The sequence below is a fragment of the Pseudomonas costantinii genome, from assembly GCF_001870435.1.
Classification (GTDB): domain Bacteria; phylum Pseudomonadota; class Gammaproteobacteria; order Pseudomonadales; family Pseudomonadaceae; genus Aquipseudomonas; species Aquipseudomonas costantinii.
Map to the genome: position 1 here is coordinate 70,039 of NZ_MDDR01000037.1, position 14,663 is coordinate 84,701.

The following is a 14,663-nucleotide window of genomic DNA, read 5'->3' on the forward strand; positions in this document are numbered from 1 at the left end:
GCTTAAAGGGTCTCGGATCCGGTCAGGCGCTTGATGGTGCCGCGCAGGATGGGGCTTTCGGGTTGTTCCTTGAGGAATTTTTCCCAGATTTGTCGTGCTTCGCGTTGTTTGCCATTGGCCCAGAGCACTTCGCCCAGGTGTGCGGCGACTTCCTGGTCTGGGAAGCGCTCCAGTGCCTGGCGCAGCAAGCGTTCAGCTTCGTCCAGGTTGCCCAAGCGGTAATTCACCCAACCCAGGCTGTCGAGAACGGCAGGGTCTTCGGGATTGAGCTTGTGCGCTTGCTCGATCAGCACTTTGGCTTCTGCGTAACGCGTGGTGCGGTCGGACAAGGTGTAACCCAGGGCATTAAGTGCCATGGCGTTGTCCGGGTCGCGCTTGATGATCAGGCGCAGGTCTTTTTCCATCTGTGCCAAGTCATTGCGTTTTTCCGCCAGCATGGCGCGGGTGTACAGCAGGTTCAAATCGTCGGGGTATTGCAGCAAGGCTTGTTGCAGCAACTTCCAGGCACGCTCGCCTTGTTTGTTGGCCGACAACGTCTCGGCCTGGATCAGGTAGAGCTGGATGGCGTAGTCCGGTTCGGCATCTCGCGCAGCAGCGAGACGCTTTTCCGCTTCGTCGGTGCGGCCATTGCTCATCAGGATATCGGCCTGGCGCAGTTGGGCCGGCAGGTAGTCGTTGCCGGGGCCAACCTGGGCGTACTCGAGCAGGGCGGCTTGTGGGTCGTTGCGTTCTTCGGCAATACGCCCAAGGTTCAGGTGCGCCGAATCCACATGGCTTTCGCGTTGGATGAGTTCTTCAAGATAGCCCTTGGCCTCGTCCCAGGCCTTGGCTTCCAGGCACACCAGTGCCAGGGAGTAGCGCAATTCGTCGTCGTCCGGGTATTGCTGGACCAGGTTGGCGAACTGCACTTTGGCGTCCTCCATGCGGTCCTGCTCAACCAGCGTCCGTGCATAAGTCAGGCGCAGGCGCTTGTCGTCCGGGTACTTCTTGATGTTTTTTTCCAGCAGCGGAATGGCTTCCTTGCCGCGGTTGAGGTTCTGCAGCAGGCGTGCGCGCAGCAAAATCGGGGCGATTTCGCCGTCTTCCGGCGGGTTCTGCTCCAGCAGTTTCAGTGCGGCATCCGCTTCATCATCCTGTTGCAGCAGCAGCGCCTTGCCGAAAATAAGCTGGCTATTCTTCGGGTGCTTTTGCAGCAGACGGTCGAAGCTCTTCATCAGGCCATTGCGCGTGTCCTGGTCGGTGTCGGCAGCCGACAGCGCGAGGAAGTCGAAATGCGTGTCGCCTTTGCCCTGCAGGACTTTCTCCATATAGATCATGGAGTCGTCATAGCGCCCGGCGCGTGCCAATTGAACGGCTGCCGCGCGTTGAGCTTCGAGATCGCTCGGCGCGTTTTTCGCCCAAATCAACGAGGTGTCCAGCGCGGCCTGATCGGCTCCCAGGTACTCGGCGATGCGAAACGCGCGCTCGGAGATGCCAGGGTCCTGGGTGTTGATAGCCTGGGTCACATAGTTATCCAGGGCAATATCGAAACGATTGCGCTGGCCGGCCAGTTCCGCCGTCAGCAGGCTGTAGATCGTTTCTTCACTGAACGAGGAATAAACCTTGGGCTTTTCAGGGGCGGGAGTGCTGTCTTCAACCGGCGGCGTACCGTCCGGCGACACGGGGGCCAAGGCCTGGCAGCCGCTGAGGAAGACAAAAGCAAGGAGCAACGCGGAAGATCTATTCATATAGGAAGAGGACGACTAACCTGCGGTCGGATCATCATGACACAAGCCTTCGGCCAAACATAACCGAGACTCAGCGGATGCCTTTAATAGACACAAGGCATTAGGACAATAGACGACGGTGGTTGTTCTGGATCTTTCGAAGTAGGACAATTGTCGGCTTCCCGACATCATCAGCGATATTGAATGGCCTTCCTCGCACTCGGTATTAACCACAAGACTGCTTCCGTAGACGTGCGCGAGCGCGTGGCGTTTACGCCAGAGCAGTTGGTTGAGGCCTTGCAGCAGCTCTGCCGGATCACCGACAGCCGCGAAGCTGCGATCCTTTCGACCTGCAATCGCAGCGAGCTTTATATAGAGCAGGAACATCTTTCAGCGGATGTGGTGCTGCGCTGGCTGGCCGATTACCACCATTTGGGCCTCGATGACCTGCGCGCCTGCGCGTATGTGCATGAAGAGGATGCGGCAGTTCGTCACATGATGCGCGTCGCCGCAGGGCTTGATTCGCTGGTGTTGGGCGAACCGCAGATCCTCGGCCAGATGAAATCCGCCTACGCCGTGGCGCGTGAGGCCGGAACCGTGGGGCCGCTGCTGGGCCGCCTGTTCCAGGCCACGTTCAATTCCGCCAAGCAGGTGCGCACCGACACTGCCATTGGTGAAAACCCGGTGTCCGTGGCGTTTGCTGCCGTGAGCCTGGCCAAACAGATTTTCAGCGATTTACAGCGCAGCCAGGCGTTGCTGATTGGCGCGGGTGAAACCATCACCCTGGTGGCCCGTCACCTGCACGACCTGGGTGTGAAGCGTATTGTGGTCGCCAACCGTACGCTTGAGCGTGCCAGCATCCTCGCCGAGCAGTTCGGTGCTCACGCCGTGCTGCTGTCGGACATTCCGGCGGAACTGGTGCGCAGCGATATCGTGATCAGCTCAACCGCCAGCCAGTTGCCGATTCTCGGTAAGGGCGCGGTGGAAAGCGCTTTGAAGCTGCGCAAGCACAAACCGATCTTCATGGTGGACATCGCCGTTCCCCGGGATATTGAGCCCGAAGTCGGCGAGTTGGACGACGTTTACCTCTATAGCGTCGACGATCTGCACGAAGTGGTCGCCGAAAACCTCAAGAGCCGTCAGGGCGCGGCCCAGGCCGCTGAGGAAATGGTCAGCACCGGCGCCGAAGACTTCATGGTGCGCCTGCGTGAACTGGCGGCGGTGGACGTGCTCAAGGCGTATCGTCAGCAAGGCGAACGTCTGCGTGACGAGGAATTGACCAAGGCCCAGCGTTTGCTGGCCAATGGCAGCAGCGCCGAAGAGGTGCTGATGCAATTGGCGCGTGGCCTGACTAACAAATTGCTTCATGCACCCAGCGTGCAGCTTAAAAAATTGACTGCCGAAGGCCGCCTCGATGCGCTGGCCATGGCCCAGGAACTCTTTGCCCTCGGTGAGGGCGCGTCAGATAGCTCTTCGGATAAAAAACCGCAATGAAAGCGTCACTGCTCAATAAACTGGACGTGCTCCAGGACCGTTTCGAAGAACTGACCGCCTTGCTCGGCGATGGCGAAGTCATCTCCGATCAGACCAAGTTCCGCACTTACTCCAAGGAGTACGCGGAAGTTGAGCCGATTGTGGCCACCTACACCCATTGGCTGAAAACCCAGGCCGACCTCGAAGGCGCCCAGGCGCTGCTCAAGGACAGCGACCCGGACATGCGTGAAATGGCCGTGGAAGAAGTCCGCGAAGCCAAGGAAAAACTGGTTGAGCTGGAAGGCGACCTGCAACGCATGCTGTTGCCCAAAGATCCTAATGACGGGCGCAACGTGTTCCTCGAAATCCGCGCCGGCACCGGTGGCGACGAGGCTGCGATTTTCTCCGGCGACCTGTTCCGCATGTATTCGCGCTATGCCGAACGGCGTGGCTGGCGGGTCGAGATCCTGTCCGAGAACGAAGGCGAACACGGTGGCTATAAAGAAGTCATCGCTCGGGTTGAAGGCGACAATGTCTACGGCAAGCTGAAATTCGAATCCGGTGCGCACCGCGTGCAGCGGGTCCCAGCGACGGAATCCCAAGGCCGTATTCACACCTCTGCGTGTACCGTGGCTGTGTTGCCTGAGCCGGACGAGCAGGAAGCCATCGAGATCAACCCGGCGGATTTGCGTGTCGACACCTACCGCTCGTCGGGCGCCGGTGGTCAACACGTCAACAAGACTGACTCCGCGATCCGTATCACACACTTGCCGTCGGGCATCGTGGTGGAATGCCAGGAAGAGCGTTCGCAGCACAAGAACCGTGCGCGGGCCATGTCCTGGCTGTCGGCCAAGCTCAATGACCAGCAGACCAGCGCCGCTGCCAACGCGATTGCCAGCGAGCGTAAGTTGCTGGTGGGTTCGGGCGACCGCTCCGAGCGCATTCGTACTTACAACTTTGCCCAAGGCCGGGTCACCGACCACCGGGTCAACCTCACCCTTTATTCCCTCGACGAGATTCTCGCCGGGGGTGTGGATGCGGTGATCGAGCCGTTGCTCGCCGAATACCAGGCCGACCAATTAGCGGCGATAGGTGAATAAATGACCATTATCGCCAGCCTGCTGCGCGCCGCCGACCTGCCTGACTCGCCCACCGCGCGCCTGGATGTGGAGTTGTTACTGGCCGCGGCCCTGGGCAAGTCGCGCAGCTACCTGCACACCTGGCCGGAAAAAATTGTCAGCAGCGAAGATGCGCTGACCTTTGCCGGTTACCTGCAACGCCGCCGTGCCGGTGAGCCGGTGGCGTATATCCTCGGCCAGCAAGGCTTTTGGAAACTGGACCTGGAGGTCGCGCCTCACACGCTGATCCCGCGTCCGGAAACCGAGTTGCTGGTGGAAGCCGCCCTCGAGTTGCTGCCTGCTACTGCGGCGAAGGTCCTCGATTTGGGCACCGGCAGCGGCGCCATTGCTTTGGCCCTGGCCAGCGAGCGTCCGGCCTGGCACGTCACGGCTGTCGACCGTGTACTGGAAGCGGTGGCCCTGGCCGAGCGCAATCGCCAACGCTTGCACTTGAAGAACGCCACGGTGTTGAACAGCCATTGGTTCAGCGCCCTGCAAGAACACGCCTTCGACCTGATCATCAGCAATCCGCCGTATATTGCCGACAACGATCCGCACTTGGTGGCGGGTGATGTGCGCTTTGAACCGGCCAGTGCGTTGGTGGCGGGCCATGATGGCCTGGACGATCTGCGCCTGATCATTGCCCAGGCTCCGGCCCACCTGAATCCCGGTGGTTGGCTGTTGCTGGAGCACGGTTACGACCAGGCTGCGGCCGTTCGTGATTTGTTGTTGGGTGAGGGCTTTGAAGAAGTCCACAGCCGCATCGACCTCGGCGGCCACGAACGCATTACCCTGGGACACCGCCCGTGCTGACCGATCAGGAGCTGTTGCGCTATAGCCGACAGATTCTGTTGCAGCATGTCGATATCGAGGGCCAGCTGCGCCTGAAAAACGGCCGCGCATTGATCATCGGCCTCGGTGGCCTGGGCGCGCCCGTGGCGCTCTACCTGGCCGCCGCTGGTGTGGGTGAGCTGCATTTGGCCGACTTCGATACCGTCGACCTGACCAACCTGCAACGCCAGATCATCCATGACACCGACAGCGTTGGGCAGACCAAGGTCGACTCGGCCATGCGTCGCCTGACCGCCATCAACCCTGAGGTCAAGTTGGTCGCCCATCGCACCGCGCTGGATGCCGACTCCTTGGCCGCGGCAGTGGCTGCGGTGGATGTGGTGCTTGATTGCAGCGATAACTTCTCTACCCGTGAGGCGGTCAATGCCGCTTGCGTCGTCGCTGGTAAACCCTTGATCAGCGGTGCGGCGATTCGCCTTGAAGGGCAATTGTCGGTGTTTGACCCGCGTCGCGCCGACAGCCCGTGCTACCACTGTTTATATGGGCATGGCAGCGACACCGAATTGACCTGTAGCGAAGCCGGCGTGGTCGGTCCGCTGGTGGGGCTGGTCGGCAGCCTGCAAGCCCTGGAGGCCTTGAAGCTGCTGGCCGGTTTCGGCGAGCCGTTGGTGGGCCGCCTGTTGCTGATCGATGCGTTGACCACGCGTTTTCGCGAGTTACGCGTCAAGCGCGACCCGGGTTGCAGCGTGTGTGGGGCTGCGCATGGTTAAGGACGCGCCAATCGGTGTGTTCGATTCCGGCGTCGGCGGCCTGTCGGTGCTGGATGAAATCCAGCAGTTGCTACCAGATGAGTCGCTGCTGTACGTGGCCGACTGCGGGCATATTCCCTACGGTGAGAAAACCCCGGCATTTATTCTTGAACGCTCCCGATTGGTGGCCGCGTTTTTCCGTGAGCGGGGCGCCAAGGCGTTTGTGATTGCCTGTAACACCGCGACCGTCGCAGCCGTAGCGGATTTGCGCCAGGACTACCCCGACTGGCCGCTGGTAGGCATGGAGCCTGCGGTCAAACCGGCCGCCGCCGCTACCCGCAGTGGTGTGGTCGGCGTACTCGCCACCACCGGCACCCTGCAAAGTGCCAAATTTGCTGCCTTGCTCGACCGCTTCGCCACCGACGTTCGTGTCGTTACCCAGCCATGCCCTGGCCTGGTGGAGTTGATTGAAACCGGCGACCTCGGCAGCTCTACGCTGCGCCAGATGTTGCAAGGCTATATCGAGCCGTTGCTCAGCGCCGGTTGTGACACCATTATTCTTGGCTGCACCCATTACCCCTTTCTCAAGCCGCTCCTGGCGCAGATGCTTCCCCCGAGCATCATCCTGATCGACACCGGCGCCGCAGTGGCGCGTCAGCTCAAGCGCTTGTTGGGCGAGCGTGAACTGTTGGCCACCGGCAACCCTGACCCTGCGCAGTTCTGGACCAGCGGCGATGCCGATCACCTAAGAAATATCCTACCGACACTATGGAAACACCCCGGCGTTGTGCGAAGCTTCGACGAGTAAAAAGTCGTGAAACACCGGGGTTAGAAGCTGAACTTCTGTCTACATGCCAGCTTCTATAGCGAGTTAGCCTACACAAAAACCATATAACTTCGTTCTCAAAGGATTGTTTCTTATGAAGCGCTTGTTCTGTTTGGCTGCGATTGCGGCCGTCGTGGTAGGACACTCTGTTTCGGCCCAGGCCGCCGGCCTGGAATTTGGGGTGGGGAGCACCCGCGATTCAACCATGACCTATCGGCTGGGGCTGACGTCGGATTGGGATAAGAGTTGGTGGCAGAGCGATGTTGGCCGACTGACTGGCTATTGGAGCGGTGCTTACACCTACTGGGACGGGGACAAGCGCGCCAGCGTCAGCAGCCTGTCGTTCTCGCCGGTGTTTGTGTATGAGTTTGCCGGGGAGTCGGTCAAACCTTACATCGAAGCCGGGGTTGGCGTGGCGGTGTTTTCGCGAACGCGGGTCGAGGACAACAATATTGGACAGGCCTTCCAGTTCGAGGACCGCCTGGGCTTTGGTTTGCGCTTTGCCGGTGGGCATGAAGTGGGCATTCGCGCTACCCACTATTCCAACGCAGGTATCAGCAGCAATAACGACGGGGTAGAGAGCTACTCGTTGCACTACACCCTGGCGCTGTAAATCTTCAGAATAATGTAGAGCAAATGTGGGAGCCGGGCTTGCCCGGCTCCCACAGATGACTATCGCTGTATTCGCTATCAGCGATACGCCGTCGCAATTCCCTGGCGCTCTTCAATGCACTCCGGCGCCCCCATCTCAAACTCCCGACAAATCAGCGGCCGTCGCTCATAAATCGTGCACATCATCGTGTCCCGATCCAGCGCCGCGCACCAACCGTCATCCAGGCGCAACATCACCTCGCCGCCCCAATCGTCAGTATCGATGTAACGCTCCGGCACGCCGGTGTCGGTAATCAGCATGACTTCCAGCTGACAACAACAGGCCGCGCACGTCGAGCAGGTGACGGCGGGTTCGGGGATTTGAGTCAGAGGGATGCTTGTCATAGGCGCGCAGTGTAAGGCAGCACGTGAAGTACGTGTGAACGCTCTGACGGGCGTCAGTGCCCCAGTTGTCGGGCGACCCAGTGCAGCACGGGAAATAGCATCGCCCAGAGCAGCGCCAGGCCGATCACCGTCGACACCGTGCTGTACCCGAAACTGACGCCGGCTAATTGGCTGCCTGCGTAATAAGACAAAGGCCCGGCTACCGCGCCGATCAAACTGGAGCGCCACCAGGGGTGCGCGCTCCAGGCCAGGCAATGGCGCAACGTGGTCGCCAACAATGCCCATAGCAGCACCAGCCAAAAAGGAATCAGCGGCCCAGGCTGGCTGAAGTGAAACACGCCAAAAGTGCGCAACGACGTATCAATGACGGTGCCCAGCAGCGTCACGGCGAGGATTACTTGGCCTTCCTCGGACCATGAACTGGTCCACAGCAAATGGATGGCCAGCACCGCGAAGCCCAGGAGCAACCAACGGCTGTCACCGCCCAGCACACAGGCAAACCAGCCACACTGGAACAGCGCGCCATTCACCAACGGTTTAAGCACTGAAGCGCCCGAGCAATGGCGGGTTGATCGCTGACGGTTTAGCCAACAGTAACTGCGCGGTACCAATCGTTCGCTCCATAAACCCACCTTCGCAGTAGCACAAGTAGAACTCCCATAAACGCAGGAAGTACTCATCGTAGCCCAACTCTGCGAGGCGGCCATGGGCGCGGCGGAAGTTCTCGTGCCACAGACGCAGGGTGCGCGCGTAGTGCAGGCCGAAATCCTCCATGTGCAGCAGGTTCATGTCGGTGTCGCGGCTGACAATTTGCAGCATGTTCTGCACACAAGGCAGGGCGCCGCCGGGGAAGATGTAGCGCTGGATGAAGTCGACGCTGTGCTTGGCCTGTTCGAAGCGTTGTTCACGAATAGTGATGGCTTGCAGCAACATCAGGCCGTCGCTCTTGAGCAAGTGCGCGCACTGCTTGAAGTAGGTCGGCAGGAAGCGATGGCCCACGGCTTCGATCATCTCTATGGACACCAGCTTGTCGTACTGGCCGGTGAGGTCGCGGTAATCCTGCAGCAACAGGGTTACTTGGTCCTTCAGACCCAAGGCCTCAATGCGTTTTTCGGTGTAGGCAAACTGCTCTTTGGAGAGGGTTGTAGTGGTGACCTTGCAGCCATAATGCTGCGCCGCATACAGCGCCATGCTGCCCCAACCGGTACCGATTTCCAGCAAGTGGTCAGTGGGCTTGAGCGCCAGTTTCTGGCAGATGCGTTCCAGTTTGTTCAGTTGCGCCTGTTCAAGGGTGTCATCGGTGGTGAGGAACTGCGCCGCCGAATACATCATGGTCGGGTCGAGAAATTCTTCGAACAGGTCGTTACCCAAGTCGTAATGGGCTGCGATGTTTTTCTGCGAGCCCTTGCGCGTATTGCGGTTGAGCCAGTGCAGGCCTTGGGTGAACGGTCGCGCCAGGCGGGCCAGACCACCTTCCATCGCGTCGAGCACATCCAGGTTACTGACCATCACCCGCACCACCGCGGTCAGGTCCGGGCTGCTCCAGTAGCCGTGGATAAACGCCTCGCCCGCGCCAATGGAGCCGTTGGCGGCCACGAGGCCCCATACCGCTGAGTCGAGTATCTGAATTTCTCCCAGCAAGTGCGCTTCGCGTGCACCAAACACCTGGCGTTCGCCGTCCTCGATCACCACCAATTGGCCATGGCGCAGTTGGCTGAGTTGGCGCAACACGGCCTTGCGCAGTAGAGCGCTGGTCATGCCGTTGACATTCAGGCGGTTGGTCTTGACCGATAAGCTAGGGGATTTCATGGCGGCGATCCTTGGTATACCCGACTGCGGTGCGAGAGGCGCCATCGGCGGCCTGATGGGAAAAAATCGGTGTGCGTTTGAGCAACAGGCGCACGGCCTGCCAGTAAATCGCGAGGCAGGTCTTGGCGGTCATCCAGGGAAAACGCCACAGGTAGCGGTGCAAGCTGGCACGGTTCAGCGCTTCCCTCTGCAGGTTCAAGGTGGCGTCGAAGACTTTTTGCGAGCCTTGCCAATCGGCCATGTGCACGCCGAGCTTGGCGGCGGGCGTGCTGAAACTCATGAGGTATTCCAGGTCGCGCGGCAAAAATGGCGACACATGAAAGGCCTTGGCCACGGCGAAGTGCTGGTGCTCACCCGCGCCAAGGGCCTGGGCCGGCAGCACGTAGTGATAGCGCTCGCGCCACGGGGTATTAGTCACTTCACACAGGATCGCGGCCAGTTGTCCGTCGGCCTCGAAGCAGTAGAAGAAACTCACCGGATTAAAAGCCAGGCCCCAACTGCGGGCCTGGGTTAGTAGGCAGATAACGCCCTGGGGTGTATGTCCCAGTGCCTTGCCGACTTCCTGGCGCACGGCATCGCTCAAACTCATGCCGTGGCGCGTAAATTCACGCAGGTAATCCTGCTGGCGAAAGCCGAAGGGCGCCAAGCGACCTGTGCCGGCCAGAGGCGACAGCCCGAGCACTTCGTCTTGTTCGCTCAAGTCCAGGTACAGCAAGCCGATGCGGTAGCGAAAGGCATGGGCCTTGGGCGTAAACCGGCGGTGGGCAATCCAGCCGCTGTACAGGGCGCTGTTCACAGGGTTTCCCCAAAGGCTTCGGCCACGCGCAGTGCGCTGACCACGCCGTCTTCGTGAAAACCATTGGCCCAGTAGGCGCCGCAATAATAGGTATTGCGCGCGCCGAACAATTCTTCCCAGCGCGCTTGGGCGGCTACCGCTGCGAGGCTGTATTGCGGGTGGGCGTAGGTGTAGCGTGCGAGGATCTTCAGCGGGTTGATCATTGGCGCCTGGTTAAGGCTGACGCAAAAGGTGGTGGCGCTGTCGATGCCTTGCAGGATGTTCATGTCGTAGGTGACAGCGGCCTGGGTCTGCGCGTTGCCGGTCAGTCGATAATTCCAGCTGGCCCAGGCCAGTTTGCGGTCCGGCAGCAGGCGGGTGTCGGTGTGCAGCACCACATCGTTGTCGGCGTAGGGCAGGGCGCCGAGAATCTCCTGCTCGGTTTGGCTCGGGTCGACCAGCAACGCCAGGGCCTGGTCGCTATGGCAGGCGAACACCACGCGATCAAATGTCTCGCTGCCGGCAGGGCTGTGGATAACCACTTTTTCGCCTGTGCGCTCGACTTTATGCACAGGGCAATTGAGGCGGACCTGTTCGTGAAAGCTACGGGTCAGCGGCTCGATATAACTGCTGGAGCCGCCTTCGATCACGCACCATTGCGGCCGGTTATTCACTGACAGCAAACCGTGGTTCTTGAAGAAGCGCACAAAGAACTGCAGCGGGAAACCGAGCATGTCCGCCAGGGACATCGACCAGATCGCCGCGCCCATCGGCACGATGTAATGCCGGATAAACCGCGGGCCATAACTCCCTGCTTCTAGGTAGTCACCGAGGGTCATCTCGGCGCTGATGCGTTGCTCTTGCAGGTCCTGGGGCGCCTGGCGATTGAAGCGCAGAATGTCGCGCAACATGCCCCAGAACCCTGGAGAAAGAATATTGCGGCGCTGGGCAAACAGGCTGTTGAGGTTGTTGCCGTTGTACTCGAAGCCTTCGTTTTGGTCGCACACCGAAAAACTCATCTCGGTGGGTTTGAACGTCACGCCAATCTGCCCCAGCAAGCGAATGAAGTTGGGGTAGGTCCAGTCGTTGAATACGATAAAGCCGGTGTCCACCGCATAGCGTTTGCCATCGACCGTCACGTTGACCGTGTGGGTATGCCCGCCGATGCGGTCACCCGCTTCGAACAGGGTGATGTCGTGGCGACGGCTGAGCAGGTAGGCGCTGGTCAGCCCGGCGATGCCGCTGCCGATAATGGCGATCTTCACAGGTCGTCCTTCTGCGGCGGCGGGCTGCGCAGCATGCGTTTGCCGATGATCAATTGCGCACGGTTGGGCAACTTCGACAGTGGCCACAGGGTGGCAATAAACAGTGCGGGGAAGGCAATTTCCAATGGGCGCTTTTGCAGCTTGGCGAAGATATGTCGCGCTGCCTTGTCGGCGGACCAGCTCAGGGGCATCGGAAAATCATTGCGCTCGGTCAGCGGTGTATCGACAAAGCCCGGGCTGATCACCGTGACGTCGATGTTCTCGGGCGACAGGCTAATGCGCAGGGATTCGAACAGGTAGCGCAGCCCGGCCTTGGAGGCGCCATAGGCTTCGGCGCGCGGCATCGGCAGGTAGGTTACGGCGCTGGCGACACCGACCAGATGAGGGGTAAGCCCGGCGCGCAACAGTGGCAGTGCGGCCTCGATGCAGTAACTGCTGGCCAGCAGGTTGGTGCGCACGACATGTTCGATGATCGAGGAATCAAATTGCCTTGCGTCGACATATTCACAGGTGCCGGCGTTGAGGATCACTGTGTCGACCGAGCCCCAGACCTTGCCGATATGCTCGCCGATCTCGCGCACGGTCTGGCTGTCTGTCAGGTCGCCGGCCACCACCAGCACTTGCCCCGGATAACGTTGGGCGAGTGCCTCCAGCGGGCCTTTTGTGCGCGAACTGAGCGCCACATGCGCACCGCTGTTAAGCAACTCCACGGCCAATGAGGCGCCGATGCCACTGCTGGCACCCGTCAGCCAATAACGACGGGGCAGGAAATCACTCATGCAGGCCTCCGATGGCTTCTCGTGATGGCAGGCTGCGAAAAGCGGCTAGCGCGCGCTCGCGGGATTTTTTCAGGTCGACAATCGAGCGTGGGTAATCCGCCACGCCAAACAGGCCGCCGACCGCTTCGGGGTTATGCACTTCCTTTTTACTCAGCGCGGCAAGCTCCGGCAGCCAGTGCTTGATAAACACGCCTTCGCTGTCGAATTTTTCCGACTGGCTCAGCGGGCTGAAAATCCTGAAGTACGGCGCCGAGTCGGTGCCGGTGGACGAACTCCACTGCCAGCCGCCGTTGTTGGCGGCCAAGTCGCCGTCGATCAAGTGGCGCATAAAGAAGCGCTCGCCTTCGCGCCAGTCGATCAGCAGGTTCTTGGTCAGGAACATCGCCACCACCATGCGCAGGCGGTTGTGCATCCAGCCGGTTTCCAGCAGTTGGCGCATAGCCGCGTCGATGATCGGCAGGCCAGTACGCGCTTGCTGCCAGGCGGCGAGGTCCTTGGGGGCATGACGCCAGGCTACGGCTTCCGTCTCGGGACGGAACGCACGGTGGCGGGATACCCGTGGGTAGCCGACCAGAATGTGTTTGTAGAACTCGCGCCACAGCAGCTCGTTGATCCAGGTGATGGCGCCGATGTCGCCACTTTCGAACTCACCTCTGTTGATTTGCAGCGCGGCGTGCAGGCATTGGCGCGGCGAAACCACACCGGCGGCGAGGTAGGCGGAAAGCTGGCTGGTACCGGGTTTGGCCGGGAAGTCGCGCTCGTCTTTGTAGTAGCTGATCTGTTGGTCGGCGAAGGTGTCGAGGCGGCGCCGGGCTTCGTCTTCACCGGCTGGCCAGAGGGCGCGCAAGGTTTCGTTGGGCGGCTCGAAACCATCAACTTGTTCGGGGATAGGATCGCCTTTGAGGTCCAGCATTGCCTGGGCTTTTGGCGTGGCCACCAGGCGCGGCAGGGCGCTGTGCAGGCGGGTATAGCAGACCTTGCGAAACTGGCTGAACACCTGGAAGTAGGTGCCGGTTTTGGTCAACACGCTGCCGGGTTGGAAAAACAATTGGTCCAGGTAGCTGTGGAACGTCACGCCGTCGGTTTCCAACGCCTGGGCCACGGCGGCATCGCGACGGCTCTCGTGGATACCGTATTCCTCGTTGACGTGCACCGACGCCACCGACAGCTCACGGCACATCTCACTGAGTACGGCAGGTGCCTGGTCCCAGGTCGAGGCCGTGCGAATCAACAAGGGAATGTTCAGTTCAGCCAATGCTTTGCTCAGGTGTTGCAGGTTGCGTAGCCAAAAGTCGACTTTGCAGGGCGCATCATCGTGGGCCAGCCATTGCTCAGGGGTAATGAGGTAAATGGCCGCGACCGGGCCTCGCTGGCTTGCGGCGGCCAGGGCGGTGTTGTCATGTAGGCGCAGGTCGGTGCGCAGCCAGATCAAATGCATTTAAAGAAGTCCACGCTGGATCAGTATCAGGTGAGCCGACAACGGGTCTTCGGCCACGAACAATTCAGGGATGTCACGGGTTAATACGTTTAACTCGGCCTGGTGGATGCATACCGTTGGTCCGGCAATCAACGTTGGGCAACTGACGCCGTTCAGAAGTTTTGGCAGGGCCGCCAGGTGCAGGGCTTTGCTCGAATACAGCAGCACGGCGCGCGGTTGCAGGTGTTCCACCGCCAGGGCCAGTTCGCCAACCGGCAGCGGCCAATCGAAGACCTCCACCGGGCAGTCGGCGCTGCTGGCCAGCCAGGCGCTGAGCCACAGGTGCGGTTCCAGAGGCAAATCGGAGTGGTTGACCAGCAGTAGCGGGGGGCCTTGGAGTTGGCGATTATTGTGGTAGATGCGCGCGCCGAACTTGCTGCGCAGCCACGACAGGAAGAACACCCGCTCCATCTGTGCGCCGAACTGGCCCTGCCATTTTTGTTCAAGCTCATCGAGTAGCGGCAGCATCAGTTGCTCGCACAGGGTGCGCGGCGGGTACAGCGCCATGGCCTGGTTGAAGGCGTCGTCGACCCGGCGTTCGGCCAATTCGCTGATGGCGTTCACCAGATTTTGGCGCAGGGCATGCCACTCATTTTCGACGGTATCAGGGTTGGTTTGAGCGGAGTCGATCAAGCCTTTCACTTGGCTGACCGGCACGCCGCGATTGAGCCAGGTGAGGATGGTGTGGATACGTTGTACATGCTCGCCGCTGAACAGCCGATGCCCTTTGGGCGTGCGCTGGGGCACGATTAAACCGTAGCGGCGTTCCCAAGCGCGCAGGGTCACGGCGTTGACGCCGGTCTGGCGTGCCACCTCGCGAATCGGTAGCCAGCCGTCTTCCAGCGCTTGGGCGATATCTTCGCCGGGTTCGTCTTGCAGGGCAGCTTTCATGATGTGA

General features: G+C 60.4%; 15 protein-coding genes. 6 read left to right on the top strand and 9 right to left on the bottom strand.

All coding sequences use genetic code 11. The features are described 5' to 3' along the window. Positions 1 to 2 precede the first annotated feature (2 nt). Positions 3 to 1,727 (bottom strand): tetratricopeptide repeat protein, encoded by a 1,725-nt coding sequence (locus BFL40_RS21690; RefSeq protein WP_071485851.1) that lies wholly within the window; start codon positions 1,725 to 1,727, stop codon positions 3 to 5. Between the two features lie 183 nt (positions 1,728 to 1,910). Between BFL40_RS21690 and hemA the strand changes: the two genes are divergently transcribed. The 6 genes from hemA (at position 1,911) to BFL40_RS21720 (ending at position 7,277) form a co-directional block, all read left to right on the top strand. Next, positions 1,911 to 3,200, top strand: coding sequence for a glutamyl-tRNA reductase (gene hemA / locus BFL40_RS21695; protein WP_071485852.1), 1,290 nt, complete (start codon positions 1,911 to 1,913; stop codon positions 3,198 to 3,200). Continuing rightward, positions 3,197 to 4,279, top strand: a complete 1,083-nt coding sequence (prfA, locus tag BFL40_RS21700) for a peptide chain release factor 1 (protein WP_071485853.1) — start codon at positions 3,197 to 3,199, stop codon at positions 4,277 to 4,279. Before hemA ends, prfA begins: the two co-directional genes overlap by 4 nt. Next, positions 4,280 to 5,110 carry a peptide chain release factor N(5)-glutamine methyltransferase gene (gene prmC / locus BFL40_RS21705; RefSeq protein ID WP_071485854.1) on the top strand — a complete coding sequence of 277 codons (831 nt, stop codon included), beginning with the start codon at positions 4,280 to 4,282 and terminating at the stop codon, positions 5,108 to 5,110. Continuing rightward, the gene (locus BFL40_RS21710; RefSeq protein ID WP_071485855.1) at positions 5,104 to 5,859 is read left to right on the top strand and encodes a molybdopterin-synthase adenylyltransferase MoeB; all 756 of its coding nucleotides are present in this window, start codon (positions 5,104 to 5,106) and stop codon (positions 5,857 to 5,859) included. Before prmC ends, BFL40_RS21710 begins: the two co-directional genes overlap by 7 nt. Continuing rightward, positions 5,852 to 6,646 carry a glutamate racemase gene (murI, locus tag BFL40_RS21715; RefSeq protein WP_071485856.1) on the top strand — a complete coding sequence of 265 codons (795 nt, stop codon included), beginning with the start codon at positions 5,852 to 5,854 and terminating at the stop codon, positions 6,644 to 6,646. Before BFL40_RS21710 ends, murI begins: the two co-directional genes overlap by 8 nt. A 112-nt stretch (positions 6,647 to 6,758) precedes the next feature. Further along, the gene (locus BFL40_RS21720; protein WP_071485857.1) at positions 6,759 to 7,277 is read left to right on the top strand and encodes an acyloxyacyl hydrolase; all 519 of its coding nucleotides are present in this window, start codon (positions 6,759 to 6,761) and stop codon (positions 7,275 to 7,277) included. A gap of 77 nt (positions 7,278 to 7,354) precedes the next feature. On the opposite strand, the gene BFL40_RS21725 is transcribed toward BFL40_RS21720, so the two are convergent. From BFL40_RS21725 to BFL40_RS21760, 8 genes are read right to left on the bottom strand one after another with little or no spacing between them, the layout of a single operon-like run. Next, positions 7,355 to 7,660 carry a YkgJ family cysteine cluster protein gene (locus BFL40_RS21725; RefSeq protein ID WP_071485858.1) on the bottom strand — a complete coding sequence of 102 codons (306 nt, stop codon included), beginning with the start codon at positions 7,658 to 7,660 and terminating at the stop codon, positions 7,355 to 7,357. Positions 7,661 to 7,713: 53 nt separating this feature from the next. Further along, complete coding sequence (locus tag BFL40_RS21730; protein WP_071485859.1) at positions 7,714 to 8,205, bottom strand: DUF2878 domain-containing protein; 492 nt, start codon at positions 8,203 to 8,205, stop codon at positions 7,714 to 7,716. Beyond that, positions 8,198 to 9,469, bottom strand: a complete 1,272-nt coding sequence (locus BFL40_RS21735; protein ID WP_071485860.1) for an SAM-dependent methyltransferase — start codon at positions 9,467 to 9,469, stop codon at positions 8,198 to 8,200. Before BFL40_RS21735 ends, BFL40_RS21730 begins: the two co-directional genes overlap by 8 nt. Beyond that, positions 9,456 to 10,265, bottom strand: a complete 810-nt coding sequence (locus BFL40_RS21740; RefSeq protein WP_071485861.1) for a DUF1365 domain-containing protein — start codon at positions 10,263 to 10,265, stop codon at positions 9,456 to 9,458. Before BFL40_RS21740 ends, BFL40_RS21735 begins: the two co-directional genes overlap by 14 nt. Continuing rightward, positions 10,262 to 11,509 (bottom strand): NAD(P)/FAD-dependent oxidoreductase, encoded by a 1,248-nt coding sequence (locus BFL40_RS21745; protein ID WP_071485862.1) that lies wholly within the window; start codon positions 11,507 to 11,509, stop codon positions 10,262 to 10,264. Before BFL40_RS21745 ends, BFL40_RS21740 begins: the two co-directional genes overlap by 4 nt. After that, positions 11,506 to 12,288, bottom strand: coding sequence for an SDR family NAD(P)-dependent oxidoreductase (locus tag BFL40_RS21750; RefSeq protein ID WP_071485863.1), 783 nt, complete (start codon positions 12,286 to 12,288; stop codon positions 11,506 to 11,508). The genes BFL40_RS21745 and BFL40_RS21750 overlap by 4 nt, the downstream gene beginning before the upstream one ends. Beyond that, on the bottom strand, positions 12,281 to 13,726 hold the full coding sequence (gene phrB / locus BFL40_RS21755; RefSeq protein WP_071485864.1) for a deoxyribodipyrimidine photo-lyase: 1,446 nt from the start codon (positions 13,724 to 13,726) through the stop codon (positions 12,281 to 12,283). Before phrB ends, BFL40_RS21750 begins: the two co-directional genes overlap by 8 nt. Beyond that, the gene (locus BFL40_RS21760; RefSeq protein WP_071485865.1) at positions 13,727 to 14,656 is read right to left on the bottom strand and encodes a MerR family transcriptional regulator; all 930 of its coding nucleotides are present in this window, start codon (positions 14,654 to 14,656) and stop codon (positions 13,727 to 13,729) included. Positions 14,657 to 14,663: the final 7 nt, after the last annotated feature.